This is a genomic window from Aegicerativicinus sediminis (assembly GCF_015476115.1).
Taxonomy (GTDB): domain Bacteria; phylum Bacteroidota; class Bacteroidia; order Flavobacteriales; family Flavobacteriaceae; genus Aegicerativicinus; species Aegicerativicinus sediminis.
The window spans coordinates 782,655-798,492 of sequence record NZ_CP064295.1 but is presented as its reverse complement, the minus strand read 5'-3'; the positions used below and the strand labels follow the sequence as shown (position 1 = coordinate 798,492).

At 36.0% G+C, this 15,838-nt stretch carries 12 protein-coding genes and 1 tRNA gene; 7 read left to right on the top strand and 6 right to left on the bottom strand.

Translation table 11 applies throughout. The annotated features are described in order from the left end of the window. Positions 1–102: 102 nt before the first annotated feature. Positions 103–2,931, bottom strand: coding sequence for a DNA polymerase I (polA, locus tag ISU00_RS03510; RefSeq protein ID WP_228852659.1), 2,829 nt, complete (start codon positions 2,929–2,931; stop codon positions 103–105). Positions 2,932–3,037: 106 nt separating this feature from the next. Next, positions 3,038–3,310 (bottom strand): hypothetical protein, encoded by a 273-nt coding sequence (locus tag ISU00_RS03505; protein WP_228852658.1) that lies wholly within the window; start codon positions 3,308–3,310, stop codon positions 3,038–3,040. Between the two features lie 185 nt (positions 3,311–3,495). On the opposite strand from ISU00_RS03505, the gene ISU00_RS03500 reads away from it, so the two are divergent. Further along, the gene (locus tag ISU00_RS03500) at positions 3,496–4,896 is read left to right on the top strand and encodes an aldehyde dehydrogenase family protein (protein WP_228852657.1); all 1,401 of its coding nucleotides are present in this window, start codon (positions 3,496–3,498) and stop codon (positions 4,894–4,896) included. On the opposite strand, the gene ISU00_RS03495 is transcribed toward ISU00_RS03500, so the two are convergent. Further along, entirely contained in the window at positions 4,893–5,891 is a 999-nt protein-coding gene (locus ISU00_RS03495) for a N(4)-(beta-N-acetylglucosaminyl)-L-asparaginase (protein WP_228852656.1), read from the bottom strand. The genes ISU00_RS03500 and ISU00_RS03495 overlap by 4 nt on opposite strands. A gap of 147 nt (positions 5,892–6,038) precedes the next feature. Here ISU00_RS03495 and ISU00_RS03490 point away from each other — a divergent pair, with 147 nt between their 5' ends. The 3 genes from ISU00_RS03490 to ISU00_RS03480 all read left to right on the top strand — a co-directional run bounded on the left by ISU00_RS03490 (position 6,039) and on the right by ISU00_RS03480 (position 8,497). Beyond that, positions 6,039–6,773: a copper homeostasis protein CutC gene (locus ISU00_RS03490; protein WP_228852655.1), complete on the top strand. Its 735-nt coding sequence runs from the start codon at positions 6,039–6,041 to the stop codon at positions 6,771–6,773. Positions 6,774–6,853: 80 nt separating this feature from the next. After that, complete coding sequence (locus tag ISU00_RS03485) at positions 6,854–8,083, top strand: metallophosphoesterase (RefSeq protein WP_228852654.1); 1,230 nt, start codon at positions 6,854–6,856, stop codon at positions 8,081–8,083. 117 nt (positions 8,084–8,200) lie between these two features. Further along, positions 8,201–8,497, top strand: coding sequence for a thioredoxin family protein (locus ISU00_RS03480; protein ID WP_228852653.1), 297 nt, complete (start codon positions 8,201–8,203; stop codon positions 8,495–8,497). A 6-nt stretch (positions 8,498–8,503) separates the two neighbouring features. Here ISU00_RS03480 and ISU00_RS03475 read toward each other — a convergent pair whose 3' ends face one another. Next, the gene (locus ISU00_RS03475) at positions 8,504–9,154 is read right to left on the bottom strand and encodes a polysaccharide deacetylase family protein (RefSeq protein WP_228852652.1); all 651 of its coding nucleotides are present in this window, start codon (positions 9,152–9,154) and stop codon (positions 8,504–8,506) included. A gap of 3 nt (positions 9,155–9,157) precedes the next feature. After that, positions 9,158–12,490: a glycosyltransferase family 117 protein gene (locus tag ISU00_RS03470; protein ID WP_228852651.1), complete on the bottom strand. Its 3,333-nt coding sequence runs from the start codon at positions 12,488–12,490 to the stop codon at positions 9,158–9,160. A gap of 152 nt (positions 12,491–12,642) precedes the next feature. On the opposite strand from ISU00_RS03470, the gene ISU00_RS03465 reads away from it, so the two are divergent. Beyond that, a tRNA-Gln gene (locus ISU00_RS03465) sits at positions 12,643–12,715 on the top strand. A gap of 60 nt (positions 12,716–12,775) precedes the next feature. Here the strand turns inward: ISU00_RS03465 and ISU00_RS03460 are convergent. Beyond that, on the bottom strand, positions 12,776–13,894 hold the full coding sequence (locus ISU00_RS03460) for an alkaline phosphatase (RefSeq protein WP_228852650.1): 1,119 nt from the start codon (positions 13,892–13,894) through the stop codon (positions 12,776–12,778). 211 nt (positions 13,895–14,105) lie between these two features. On the opposite strand from ISU00_RS03460, the gene rimP reads away from it, so the two are divergent. Both rimP and nusA read left to right on the top strand, forming a co-directional pair. Continuing rightward, positions 14,106–14,570: a ribosome assembly cofactor RimP gene (rimP, locus tag ISU00_RS03455; RefSeq protein ID WP_228852649.1), complete on the top strand. Its 465-nt coding sequence runs from the start codon at positions 14,106–14,108 to the stop codon at positions 14,568–14,570. 12 nt (positions 14,571–14,582) lie between these two features. Continuing rightward, positions 14,583–15,815 (top strand): transcription termination factor NusA, encoded by a 1,233-nt coding sequence (nusA, locus tag ISU00_RS03450; protein WP_228852648.1) that lies wholly within the window; start codon positions 14,583–14,585, stop codon positions 15,813–15,815. Positions 15,816–15,838: the final 23 nt, after the last annotated feature.

The window sequence follows — 15,838 nt, the reverse complement described above, 5'->3', positions numbered from 1 at the left end:
TTTTTGGTTCCTAGCCTTTATTAAATTTTCATTTTATCAGGAATCATATGATAAATCGTTCAAGGTGCATTTAGGTGGACGACATGAATTGATAACAAATTTTTAATGTGCCTCCAGCCAGTTGCTGCCAGTATCTATCTCTACATCTAATGGAACAGTTAAAGTGTAAGCATTTTCCATTTCAGTTTTAATCATTTTTGAAACCTGTTCCAATTCAGGTTTGTAAACATCAAAAACCAATTCATCGTGTACCTGTAAGAGCATCTTGGTTCTATACTTTTCTGATTTTAATTTTTTATGAATATTAATCATGGCAATTTTTATGATGTCCGCCGCACTTCCCTGTATTGGAGCGTTAACAGCGTTTCTTTCTGCAGCGCCACGAACGACTGCATTTCTGCTATTTATATCTTTTAAATACCGACGACGACCTAACACGGTTTGAACATAACCATGGTCTCTTGCAAAATCAATTTGTTGGTTGATAAATGCTCTTAATTTGGGATAAGTGGCATAATAAGTATCAATTAAGTCTTTAGACTCGCTCCTGCTCAGATCGGTTTGGTTGCTCAATCCAAATGCTGAGACACCATATATAATTCCGAAGTTAACCGTCTTGGCATTGCTTCTTTGTTCTCTTGTAACTTCTGATAAAGGCACATTAAATACTTTTGAAGCTGTGGATGCATGAATATCCTCTCCCTTTTTGAAGGCTTCAATCATATTATCTTCTTCACTCAAAGCAGCGATTATTCTCAATTCTATTTGAGAATAATCGGCAGCCAACAAAGTGAAGTCATTATTCCTAGGAATAAATGCCTTTCGCACTTGCCGCCCTCTTTCTGTTCTAATAGGAATATTTTGAAGATTAGGATTATTACTACTTAATCTTCCTGTGGCGGCCACAGTTTGCATATAATCTGTATGAACCCTACCAGTTGAAGGTTCGACCTGTTGAGGTAGAGCATCAACATAGGTGCTTTTCAATTTGGCTAGACCTCTATAATCGAGGATATTCTTTATGATTTCGTGATCTTTAGCCAAGTAAGACAACACGTCTTCAGCTGTGGAATATTGACCCGTTTTAGTTTTCTTCGGCTTGTCGACCAATTTTAATTTTTCAAACAAAATTTCGCCCAACTGTTTCGGGGAGGCAATATTAAAAGTTTCACCTGCTGCTTCATAAATCTTCTGTTCAAGTTGCTTTATGTCGCGATCAAGAGCCTTCGATAATTCATTCAGAAATGGAATATCAAGATTAATCCCTTCCAATTCCATTTCAGCTAAAACCCTTAACAATGGAATTTCAATGTCATCAAACAGTTTTTGGGTGTTGGCCTCGGTTAGTTCTTTTTCAAAATACTCCTTTAATTGCAAGGTAATATCCGCATCTTCAACGGCGTATTCTGTTTGCTGATCCAATGGAACCGTGCGCATGGATTTTTGATTCTTACCCTTTTTACCAATTAACTTTTCAATAGAAATAGGAGTATAGTTTAAATAGGTTTCTGCCAAAACATCCATATTATGGCGCATATCTGGATTTATCAGATAATGAGCTAACATAGTGTCGAATAATTTACCTTTTACTTCTATGCCATATTTATGGAGAACCTTTATATCATATTTTAAATTCTGACCTATTTTCTCAATGGATTCATTTTCGAAAAATGTTCTAAGCTGTTCCAATAGCTTTTGGGCATCTTCTCTTTCCTCAGGGAATGGAAGATAAAACCCTTTGGATGCTTCCCAACTAAATGCAATTCCTACCAACTCCGCTTCAATTGGGTTGATGGAAGTTGTCTCAGTATCAAAACAAACACTTTTCTGGTTCATTAGATTTTTAATGAAGAGCGAAGTAGACAATCCGGTAGCTACACTTTGGTATAAATGACTTTTGGTCTCAAAGGTATCCCGGGAAGTAGAAATTGTAAGACTTTCAGAATCTTCACCAAATAGAGAGAATTGCCCTGATCCAGCAGGAGAACTAGAGACTTCTTTGGTTGGCGTACTTAGATTAGTGTTATCACCATTTGGAACAGACTCCTCCTTTGCAAAGGTTTTTATGAAATTTTCTGTCAACCTTCTAAATTCTAAATCTTCAAAAATCGCTGTTACCGCTTCGATATCCGGTTCCGATAGTTCAAAATCATGCTCATCGAAAATAACTGGTACATCAAGCATTATCCTCGCAAGTTTTTTGGAAAGCAACCCCAGTTCTTTATTTTCTTCAACTCGCTCCCTCATTTTGCCCTTCAATTTATCGGTATTGGCAAGCAATTCTTCCATGCTTCCAAATTCAGCGATGAACTTCTTCGCAGTTTTTTCGCCAACGCCAGGAAATCCTGGAATGTTATCTGATGAATCTCCCATCATTCCCAACAAATCGATAACTTGTTCAGGACGTTCAACTTCAAATTTCTTTTTAACTTCTGGGATGCCCCAAGTTTCATATCCACCTCCAAAAACTGGGCGGTACATAAAAATATTATCAGTGACTAACTGCGCAAAATCCTTATCTGGGGTAACCATATAAACCCGATAACCTTCTTTTTCGGCCTGTCTGGATAGAGTGCCAATGACATCGTCGGCTTCATAACCCTCCTTAACCATGATTGGGATATGCATTGCCTTTAAAATATCATGGATATAAGGAATTGAATTGATTATTGCCTCCGGTGTTTCATCTCTATTGGCCTTATAATCTTCGAACATTTCTACCCGCTCAACACTTCCCCCCTTATCAAAACAGACCGCTAGATGATCAGGTCTTTCACGTTTTATCACATCCAATAGGGAATTCATAAAACCCATGATTGCGGAAGTGTTCATTCCTTTGGAGTTGATTCTTGGATTTTTTATAAATGCGTAATAACCACGAAAAATAACTGCGTAGGCATCAACTAAAAAAAGGCGTTTTTGTTCAGACATGAATGAAATTTTGAAGTCAATAAAACTACAAAACTTAAAGCGATTGTACCGAATGGAAATAAAAAAAGCGCCCTTAGGCGCTGCAATTAAATAATCCTTTAAAAGATTAACATCTCTTAATTGTCTTCACTTTAATTTGAAGACTTTTTCTATATGCTTTTATGCTCACCAAATCAAGACTCTTTTTATAATTTAAATCGATAACTTGTAATTGCGAAGCTGATTTTTGGTCTATTTTAATAGCAGGCTTATTAGCAGTATCTTTAACAATAGAAACCATAAATGTTTTGTCAATAGGTAAATTGGCCTCAGAATTATCTTGCGCAGAAGCGAAGATTGGTAGGCTAACGAAAAGGATTAAAGTAATTAATGATTTCATGACGTTTATAGTATTTGGGTTTCAATTGCTATACAAAGATGCGTAGGATGTTTACCTTGATTAAATATTTTGGACAAACCCACTTGATTATTAGATAAGTTGAAAGCCGTTACAAAAAACATCGATGAAATGCATGAAACGGGCCTGCAGCCCAGTAAAACCGTTAGTTGATTACTAAGAATTATATGACAAATCCCCATTTACAGGCCTTTGAAAGGCTTAAAGCGAAGCAATTTGAGATTGGCAATACGTCCTATAAGGAGAGGATTTCTAAATTAACGAAACTTCAAATTGCCATTACAACAACCTATAAATCAAGGATTAGGGAGGCGATGTTGGCTGATTTTGGCAAACCAATTCTTGAAACCGATTTATCTGACATATATCCAGTTGTCGATGAAATTAAAAAAGCCAAAAAAAACCTTCCATATTGGATGAAGAATAAAAGGGTGAGATCGCCTTTGGTTTTGTTTGGCAGTAATTCTTATATAAAATATGAACCCAAAGGAGTGTGTTTAATCATGTCTCCATGGAATTATCCTGTTACTTTAACATTATGCCCTCTAGTTTCAGCTATTGCAGCTGGCAACTGCCTTGTAATAAAGCCTTCCGAAATTTCTACTATGGCTTCTAAAGTAATGCAAGATATTATTGAGGACGTTTTCAATTCAGATGAAGTAGTTTTGATACAAGGTGGAGTTGAAACGGCAGAGCAATTGTTAGCCTTGCCTTTTAATCATATCTTTTTTACTGGTTCTCCTAGTGTTGGTAAGATTGTCATGAAGAATGCCGCCAAACATTTAACTAGTGTAACTTTAGAATTGGGGGGGAAATCGCCAGTATTTATTGATGGTTCTGTTAAGGTTTCAGAAATATCCGAAAAAATTACATTCGGTAAGTTTCTTAACACTGGGCAAACTTGTATTGCGCCAGATTATGTTTTGGTAGAGCAAAATATAGTAGGCAGTTTAATTGCTGAAATGGAGAATACCATAGCCAGTTTTTATGGGAAAGAACAGAAAGATTCAAAATCCTATGGGCGTATAATATCAGCTGAGCATTTTAATAGGTTAATGGAATTAGTGGCAGATGCGCAATCGAAAGGGGCGGAAGTAATCCAATTATCACCTGCCGAATCTGAAAATAAGTTTTTTCCTCCAACTCTTATCGTTAATCCATCAGACGATATGAGGGTGATGAGGGAGGAAATATTTGGTCCTATCCTCCCTATAAAAGTATACACTCAATTAGATGAAGCCATTGCATATGTTAATGCTAATGAACGGCCATTGGCATTATATATTTTTAGTGAAAGCAAGGTTAACATTAGGCATATTATTGCTAATACGAGGGCAGGAGGTACCACCATTAATCACAATCTACTCCATTTTTTGAATAATGAGTTGCCATTTGGGGGGATTAATAATAGCGGTATTGGAAAGTCACATGGCTATCACGGTTTCAAGGCTTTCACCAACGAACGGGCAATTCTAAATCAATTTACAATTAGTCCAGTTTCATTGATAAAACCACCGTACACCAAGCTGAAACAGAAATTAATCGATTTAATGATCAAATATTTCTAAGCTGATATGTAGGATTTGGATTTTAAATTCTCAACTTTTCCATCCCGATAAATGGTGATGCTAAAATTTGGATGGATTGAATAATAACCAATTTCTCCCCTTTTGTTTGTAGCTACATAACCAACCTGAAAATTCTTAAAATTGCTGTTTGGTTTTTCAACTATCCGTTTAATTGCTTCCTCACATGCTTGCTGTGGACTTTTCCCTTGACGCATTAATTCTACGATTAAAAAACTTCCCACAGTTTTAACTACTTCTTCACCCAAGCCTGTTGCCACAGCTCCTCCAATCTCATTATCTACAAATAAACCGGAACCAATTATTGGAGAATCCCCAACGCGTCCTCCCATTTTATATGCTAATCCACTAGTAGTACAGGCACCAGATAATTGGCCGTCGTTATCAATTGCTATCATTCCTATGGTATCGTGGTTTTCTATATTGATAATAGGGTCGTATTTACTTTCCACTTTCCATTTTTCCCATGCCTTTTTAGATTCCTCTGTAAGTAAGTCTGTTTTTTTGAAACCCATCTCATACGCAAACTGTTCAGCCCCTTTGCCAGCAAGCATCACATGTGGTGTCTCTTCCATAACTTTACGTGCAACTTCTACTGGATGCACAATGTTCTGAAGATAAACTACGGATCCACAATTTCCCTTATTGTCCATTACACAAGAATCTAAGGTTACATTACCATCACGATCTGGCAATCCTCCCAAACCAACTGTAATATTTTTTGGGTCGGCTTCTTCAATTTTGCAGCCTTCTACAACGGCATCAAGAGCGCTACCTCCTTTTTTTAAAACTTCAGAGGCCGTCGAAACAGAACGCTCTACATTCCATGTTGCGATTGCTAATGGAAAGGAAGGTTTTGCTTCAGGGTCTTTTTTAACTTCGGTTTGGTTTTTATCTTGACAGGCATTAGCGGTGGAAGCAACAAGCAGTGCTGCTCCTGATAGTGAAGATGCCTTAATAAATTTGCGGCGTTTCATTGAATTGGATAGATTTTTGAAAATTTAATGGAGTCCTAAATTAGCCTATTTTTTAAGTTTTCACTTAATGGAATTGAATCTTTATAACAACAAGAAGACTATTTACCTTTTAACAACCTATTTTTAAGCTATTAATAAGTAAGAAATATGCTATTAGAAATTTGTGCAGCTAATTATCAGTCGGCTTTAAATGCAGAATTGGGAGGAGCGGATAGAATAGAGTTATGTTCCGAGCTGGGTGTTGGTGGAATTACTCCAAGTTATGGTTTGGTTTCAAAAGTTATTGAAAAATTAGATATTCCAGTATTTGTACTTATTCGACCACGATCTGGAAGTTTTGTTTATTCTGAGGAAGAACTTTCAATAATGAAAGCGGACATCGAATTCTGTAAGGAAATAGGTTGTTCAGGAATAGTTTCAGGCGTTCTAAAACCAAATTTTGAAGTGGATATTGAAGCAACAAATCAATTAGTGGATATTTCAAATCCGTTGCCATTTACCTTTCATCGTGCATTCGATTTAACACCCAACTCCATGGAAGCGCTTGATAAAATAATTGATTTGGGCATTGACCGGGTATTAACAAGTGGCCAAAAAACTTCCGCAGAGTTGGGTATGGAAATACTTACCAAACTAAAAAATTATGCAAACAAGCAGGTAACAATAATGCCTGGTGGAGGGGTGACGCTCCAAAATATAGGTTTGTTTATAGAAGCTGGCTTCCGAGAAATTCATTGTTCAGCATCTAACCTTGTGCAAGAGTATGGTGCTCCTATTATTTCGTTCAACTCAGAAAAATTTCTAGATGAAGGCAAAGAATTTCAAAGTGATATAGCCATTATCAAGGGTTTGAAAAATACAATTGGGAATAAAAAATTCTAATTAATTATCTTTCTTTTAGTTAACAGTTTTATAAGAGTTTTGGTGTAGCTATTTGGTATCTTTGTAAAACATATCTAGCTATGCTCCGTTGGATTATTCTTTTCGTAATTGTTGGGCTTTTTAATTTCTACACCTATCAAGCCTTAAAAACTATTACCAAACAAAGTTGGGTTCATTATTTATATATCATTATAGCCATAATTGTTATCGGTAATGTAATTATACAATTCTCCATGGGGTCGGAGGGAAAGGTACTTTCTCCTGCCAAAAGTTATGCCTTCGGGTTCTTATTGGCATTTACCTCCATTAGTTTAATAGTGGTGCCTATTCTATTAGGAGAGGATATTTTACGTTTCTTAGTTGGATTGTATGATAAAATCACTAATTCTTCAGATTCTTTCGCGATTCCTTCAAGAAGAAAATTTATAAGTCAAATTGCATTGGCATTGGCTGCCATTCCATTCGGGTCATTGCTCTATGGAATGTATAAGGGGAAATACAATTTTAAGGTTCTTAGTTATGAATTGTATTTTGAAGATTTACCGGACGCATTCGATGGTTATAGGATAACGCAAATAAGCGATTTGCATTCGGGCAGTTTCGAGAATAGGGAAAAAATAAGATATGCTGTAGATTTAATTAATCGCCAAGAATCGGATGTTATTTTGTTTACTGGAGATATGGTTAACAATCTCAGCACTGAAATGAATCCATGGAAAAACTTGTTCTCTCAGCTTTCAGCTCCTGATGGTGTGTTTTCCATATTAGGAAATCACGATTATGGAGATTATGTAGATTGGGACACTTCAGAGGCAAAGGACCAAAACTTTCAAGAAGTAGTAAAAATCCATAAAGAATTAGGATACGATTTGTTGTTGAATGAACATCGATTTTTACAACGTAATGGTGACAGAATTGCAATAATAGGCGTTGAGAATTGGGGAGCAGGTGGATTTCGTAAATCTGGAGATATAGATTTGGCTAGTAAGGGAGTGCATAAGGATGATTTTAAAATATTAATGAGTCATGACCCTAGTCATTGGTCTGAAGTTGTTTTAAAACATGATACGCATTATCACCTAACCTTGAGCGGGCATACGCATGGTATGCAATTTGGTATTGAAATTCCCGGTCTTGTTAAGTGGAGCCCTGTTAAATGGCGTTACCGTTATTGGGCTGGAATTTATAAAGAGTTGGGTCAGTACATAAATGTTAATCGTGGCTTTGGATATTTAGGATACCCTGGAAGGGTAGGTATTTGGCCAGAGATTACCGTAATCGAATTGAAAAAGGGCTCTAATGATACATAATTGAATGGAATTTATTGAAATTCTGTTAATTTGATTATTTTTATATTTAGGGCAGTAAAATTCTCAAATCAACAAGATTAGAGGGTTTTTTGCGATATTGACTCAAAACCAATTTGTATGTCAAAATTTGGGGAATTAATCGATGTTGAAGTTCCTGTTTTGTTGGACTTCTATACCGAATGGAATGATCAATCTACTGCTATGCATCCAGTTCTTCGTGATGTTGCAGCGGCTTTAGGAGATAAGGCTAAGGTCATTAAAATTGATGTAGACAAAAACAAAGACTTAGCCGAGGCATTACGAGTCAAAGGTCTTCCCACTTTGATTATTTATAAAGGTGGAGAAATGAAATGGCGTCATAGTGGCGAACAAGATGCTAATACTCTTATTGGAATTCTTCAAGAATATCTTTAATCGGGTTTATTTAAAATTATTCCGGTTGTCTAATCCCTTAAATTGAAATCCCTTTTTTGTATAAAATTCAAGTGTCCTAGGTAAAACTTCTCTTAAGTTTGGATAAGCTTTTACACTGTCATGGAGCACTATAATGCTTCCTTCTTTTGAGTTTTTTTTAATATTCTCGAAACATATCTCAGGTGAAATGGTGTCATCCCAATCATAGGCAACCACATGCCACATAACAATTTTATAATTCCTTTTTTTAAGTTCTTTTGATTGGCTTGGGGTAATTTTTCCATATGGTGGGCGGAACCACTTAGGAGTTGGAGAATAAGTTAGATGTTGAGAAATATTTGCTTGAGCCTTTTCAGTATTATCTAAATAATTGGAAACATTTGTTTTCCAACCATTCAAATGATTGTTGGTATGATTTCCTATAGAATGTCCTCCTTTAATCACCCTCCTGAATATTTCGGGCTGCATTTCAATATTTTTCCCAATACAAAAAAAAGTAGCCTTTGCATTATATAATGCTAACTGACCCAAAACCCAATCGGTAATTTCTGGTGTTGGGCCATCATCAAAAGTCAAATAGATTTCTTTTTCCTTGGTATTAACTTTCCAAAGTAAATTTTTGAATAGTGAAATTACTAATGGGGGTGTTACAACCATTATCTATTCAGTAGAATCAGATTCTATATTCTGTAGGCTATCAATAATCGAGTTGATATCAGGATCATCCATAACTGGATTTTCAGGTTGAGGCGCTCGATCTTCAAAGAAATGATTATACAATCCCAAATAATTATTGAATTTTTCAGATTCCTGTAATGCAAAATCTTGATCGCCATTCATCACTAAGATGTCAACCAAGCTACGATATCTCTCTATATCTGTTACTATTTCCTCTAAATACCTGCGTTGATTTTCGATGCTTAGTTCACTGAAATATTTCAGCCGTTCTTGATATTTACTAGATACTTCTAGGAATAATTTTTGAGCTTTTTCTGTTGCTTCAACTTTATAATATCCGTCTATAAATGGTTCTAACAAGGTATAATATCCAAAAATGTCTACTGGCATTTTTTCCATGGCCAAATCGGCTATTTCCTCTGCTTTATCTTTTTGGTCCTCTTGAAGTAGCTTATCCATAAGGCGTGCCAAATTACTGCGATAGGATATACCATTTTTTCGAGTTTCAGTATCGTGATAAATATCAGGTTCTCCACTATTACCCCAATCCCAAGCCATTACTTTTTCATACATAATGTCGCTATCTATTCGACCCATTTCAAACGGATTGTTTTTATCGATAGGCGTTCTTATCGGTACGAGTTTATAACAAAGACCCTCTAGTTGAAGATAATCTTTCATCCAGATATAATCTTCATCTCCAAAGGCTCCACCTGAGAAATATATTGGCCGTTCCCAATTATTGTTTGCAATAATATCGAGCATTAATAGTCGATTTTTATAGATAACGCTACTATTAATTTGAATGTCTATATAAGGTACGATAAGATCAGCATCTTCTGGCTTAACAATACCATTTTCCAGTACGGATTGTTTATCTACAGGAATTCTAATATGTCTCGTAGGAAAATAATTGGAATTTAACAGGTGTTCAGGATAAAAACTGGTTTCCTCACCCTGTTGTTGTGTGATAAATCGCAGTTTTGTTCTAGGGTTATCGCTAACTACCCAATCCATAAAATCTTTTATCATTAGAGTGTCTTGGGTAATTTCACGACGCATAATATAGTCACGAGTACCATATTTATATTGGTCATGGGTTAGGCTTGAAGGAATAGGATCGCTTTCATAAGCCTTTCTTTTCATTTGGTCTATATACCAATCTGTTTGGAAAAGGCTTGTATTTACAACTTTCACATCTCTACGGATCCCCTCAATTTCTTGGGCATACCACAAAGGAAAACTATCATTATCCCCAATGGTAAATAAAATTGAATTTGGTTGGCAAGACTGTAGATAAGCTTCAGCCATGGAATGAGCCGTTCTCCTACCTGAGCGATCATGATCGTCCCAATTGTTTGCAGCCATAATAACAGGAACTAATAAAATGCAGACTGCTGTTAAAACTTGTGGAAGAAATTTAAATTCAACTTTTTTACGGACAAAGTTGTAAATAGCATAGACTCCAAAACCTATCCAAATGGCAAAAACATAAAATGATCCTACCACTGAATAATCACGTTCCCTAGGCTCAAATGGTCGGACGTTCGTATAAAATTGAATTGCAACTCCGGTAAATAGGAAAAATACCAGCATGGTCCAGAACATTTTTGTATCTCTTCCCAAGAGGAAAAAGAAACCTACTAGACCAAGGATTAAGGGTAAGAAATAATAGGTGTTTCTGGCTGGATTATCTTCAACATCTGAAGGTAAATTGTCCTGAGACATGCCAAGATGCCAAGCATCAATTGGTTTTATTCCGCTAAGCCAATTTCCATTGAAGTTGTCATATTTGCCTTGGATATCGTTTTGACGTCCCACAAAGTTCCACATAAAATAACGCCAATACATATAACCTAATTGATAGTCAAACAAGTAGACTAAATTATCTCCGAAAGAAGGTTTTTCTACGTCTAAATATTGTTGGCCATAATTTCTTAAAAACCGGTCGTAACCATCATAATCGATTTCACCCGCTGCTACGCGTTGTCGGAAATCAGCAACCAATGCTCGGACGTCATTTTCCATACTATATTCTGGTTTAATGCTGAAGTCGATTAGGCCAGTAAACATCATATAATTCTGGGCATGTTCGGAACTCCACATTCTAGGAAGTATTGAGGCATGTTCAGAATTATAGTTTTGTTTTGCGTTTTTATATTCGTTTACGATTACATATTTACCTAGCTCTTCATCCTTTTCATATTTCGGCTTGTCATCGATAAATGGTTTTTTCGCATCTGAACCAGAATAGATTTCGGTAAACTGTGGTCCGTAAAAAAGATGTGTTTCAGGATATTGTTCTAAGTTATAATACGCTAAAAGTTCCCTGGCACTCGAGGGGTTATTTTCGTTTATAACCACATTTGCATTTGCTCGAATTGGCAACATCATCCATGATGAAAATCCTATAAAAATGAACATCAAACATAATAATAAGGTATTCATCGTCTGTAGCCCCTTCTCCTTAGTAGTTTTAAGGCTATAATAAAATAGAGCGACTACCACTAAACCAGCTATTATAGTGCCTGAATTAAAAGGTAATCCGAAACTATTTACGAATAATATTTCTGAAGCACTAAAAAGCCTTAAAGTGTTTGGTAATAAAAGTTTAAATATAAAAAGGAGTATACCTACTGATACTAGGTTGGCAATAATGAAATTCTTTATGGTAACTTCTTTGTAATTCTTAAAGAAATAAATAAGTCCGATTGCAGGGATTGTAAGTAGTCCCATAAAATGGACTCCAAAAGAAAGACCAATAACGAACGAAATTAAAATAAGCCATTTATTTCCCCTCGGTTTAAACATGTCTTGTTCCCAGCGTAATGCCAACCAAAACATAATTGCCATAATTAGAGTGGCCATTGCATATACTTCCGTTTCAACAGCATTAAACCAAAATGAATCGGTAAAGGTAAATGCTAAACTTCCCACGGTAGCAGCTCCTAATATCGCTTTTTCTGCTTGGTCTGTCTTTTCCTCTTTATGGTTAATCAACTTTTTAAGCAACAATGTAATTGTCCAAAACATGAATAAAATTGTAAAAGCGCTAGCCACAGCACTCATCATGTTTAACATCCTACCTATTTGTTCAGGTTCAAAAGCGAACAGGGAGAAGAATGCTCCCAACATTTGAAATAATGGAGCTCCAGGAGGGTGGCCAACTTGTAGCTTTGCAGAAGTGAGGATATATTCACCTGCATCCCAGAAACTAACTGTTGGTTCTATAGTTGAGCCATAAGTGAATAAGGCAATGGCGAAAACAACCCATCCGAGGACGGTATTCCATTTCTTAAAATTGAATGGGGTCATAGCTTATTTAGTTGTTATTGCGGGCGAATTTAGTAATTATATGTATAAGGGTTAGGATTTTTAAGCTAACGTTGGGGATTTTAAATTATTTTTAAATGAAATTTTTGCGCAAATCAAAGATTGTCTTAAATTTGCCACCTCATTTTGAGTGATGGCCTATGGTGTAATTGGCAACACGTCTGATTTTGGTTCAGAAGAGTCTAGGTTCGACCCCTAGTAGGCCAACAAAAAATGTAAATCCTGATCAAAGTTTTGGTCAGGATTTTTTTTATTCTAAGAGTATTGCTATTCAAGCAGCAATTTCATTTTATGGAATATTTCCGTGTTTTCATATATACCAGAGAAAATCTCTTCCCCAGGGCCATAGGCAAAAACAGGAATCAATGTGGCTGAGTGTCCTGTAGTAGAAAAGGAAGGAAGAATTTCGTTATAATTGCTCCCGTTAGATGTAAGTGTATATCCTCCAGTTTCGTGATCTGCAGTAACAATAACCAACGTGTTGCCATCTTGTTTAGCAAAATCTAATACCTTTCCAATTGTTTGGTCAAAGTCTAACATTTCACTTTTTATGTATTCTCCGTCATTGCCATGGCCGCCCCAATCTATTTGAGACCCTTCAATCATTAAGAAAAAACCATCTTTACTTTTGGAAAGATATTCTATAGCCAAGGCACTAGAAGTTGGTAAAAAGTCTCCTCGCCCATCAATCATGGATTTCATTCCATTGGGAGCCATTAAAAATCCATATTTGGTTGAATCCTTTAACTTACTGTAATCCTCCACAAGAGTGGTGTCAATTGTGAAACCGTTTTGAACAAATTCCTCGGTTAAATTTCTTTCATCTTTGCGATTATTGAAAAAATCTGTTCCACCGCCGGCAAAAAAATCAATATCCGAAACTGGTAAAAACGTGGCGATTTCATCTTGCATCCTCCTTTTTTCCACATGGGCATAAAAGCACGCCGGTGTAGCGTGAGTTATTGAGGAAGTCGAAATAATTCCCGTTTTCATTTGTTTGTCAGAGGCCAAATCAACAATGGTTACAAGTGGTTCCTGATCGATATTTACCCCAATTGCACCATTATAAGTCTTTTCACCTGAAGCAAATGATGTGGCTGCAGCAGCTGAATCGGTAATAAGCTCAGACGCTGATGATACGGTAATTAAACCAATAGTATGGAATCTATTAAAGTTTGGTGTATAATTTGGGTCAAAATAAATAGATGAAACTTGACTTAACCCCATTCCATCTCCAATCAAAAGAATAATATTTTTTGGTTTCTTTAAAGAATCATTTTGTGCATCCTTGGGTTGTTCTTTGTAATTGTTAGACCAAATTAAGCAAGGGAAAATTAAGACTAAGTATAAGCGCCTTTTAGCTATTTTTTTAAGATTATGCAGCATGTTTGGAAGTTTGATAGTTAAAAATAATTGATTCTAAAGTTATTCATGAGTATCAGAAGAATTTTTATCGTAATCTAATCAATTTAGATGTCACAAAATTGTGCTGTTGAATCTTTGGGAAATACATGAATTATATTGTATATTTGCAGCGTTGTTAGAAAAAGAATAATTGAGGGGACGGAAAGTCCCCTCTTTTTATACCGATTTTTAAATGCTGGAAGAAAAGGTTAGAGGTCTTTTGGATGGAGCTGTTCAAGAAAGAAAAGATCTATTTTTAGTTGATTTGCAGGTTTCATCGGATCAATCCATTAAAGTAACCATAGACGGAGATAAGGGAGTAGATGTAGAAGATTGCATGTTCGTTAGTCGCGCTATTGAACATCAACTAGATAGGGAAGAATTTGATTTTTCTTTGGAGGTAACCTCTGCAGGAGCTGCTTCTCCTATTACAAATAATAGACAGTTCAATAAAAATTTGGGTCGCGAAATGGAAGTAAAAACTATCGGTGGCGAAAAATTTGAAGGCAAATTAAAGGAAATTCAAGAATCGGGTATTGTTCTCGAATGGAAAACAAGAGAACCAAAGGAAGTAGGTAAAGGAAAAATAACAGTAAAAAAACAAGCGGAATTGGCATTTGATGATATCGAGTCCGCTAAGGTTATATTAAAATTTTAATTCACGGCAGATATGGAAAATGTTGCGTTAATTGATTCGTTTTCAGAGTTTAAGGATGACAAACTGATAGACAGAGTTACCCTTATGGCTATCTTAGAAGAGGTTTTGAGGAATGCTTTAAAGAAGAAATTTGGGGATGATGATAACTTCGATATTATTATAAACCCTGATAAAGGAGATTTGGAAATTTGGAGAAACCGTATTGTTGTTGCAGATGATGAGGTGGAAGATCCAAATCAGGAAATCTCTCTTTCTGAGGCACGTAAAATTGAACCAGATTTTGAGGTGGGTGAAGATGTTGCGGAAGAAGTAAAGTTGATTGATCTAGGAAGGCGTTCAATTTTAGCTCTTCGCCAAAACCTTATTTCAAAAATTCACGAACACGACAATACCAACATTTATAAGCAATTTAAGGAGTTAGAAGGTGAGATATACACAGCCGAGGTGCATCATATTCGTCATCGTGCTATAATCTTATTAGATGATGAGGGTAACGAAATAATTCTGCCGAAAGAAAAGCAAATACCTTCAGATTTCTTTAGAAAAGGAGAAAATGTAAGAGGTATAATTGAAAGTGTTGAGCTTAAAGGAAACAAGCCAGCGATTATAATGTCTAGAACTTCACCTGTTTTTCTAGAGAAATTATTTGAACAAGAAATTCCTGAAGTGTTTGATGGACTTATCACCGTTAAAAATGTGGTGAGGATTCCTGGTGAAAAAGCTAAAGTAGCTGTTGATTCTTATGATGATAGAATTGACCCAGTTGGAGCTTGTGTCGGTATGAAAGGGTCTAGGATACATGGTATCGTAAGGGAATTGGGTAACGAAAACATTGATGTTATCAATTACACTAATAACCTGCAATTATATATAACAAGAGCATTAAGTCCGGCAAGGGTTACGTCCATTAAGATTGATGATGAAACAAAACATGCAGAGGTCTTATTGAAACCTGAAGAAGTTTCAAAGGCAATTGGTAGAGGCGGTCACAATATCCGATTGGCCGGCCAATTAACGGGTTATGAGATCGATGTGTTTAGAGAGGGTGCTGAGGAAGATGTTGAACTTGCAGAATTCTCAGATGAAATCGAAGAGTGGATTATTGCTGAATTCAGCAAGGTAGGTTTAGACACTGCAAAAAGTATTCTAGAGCTTGATGTGGATGATTTGGTCAAACGTACAGACCTAGAAGAAGAAACAATTATTGATGTTATTCGCATTCTTAAGGAAGAATTTGAGGAATAACAATATTAAAGGTATATTACACG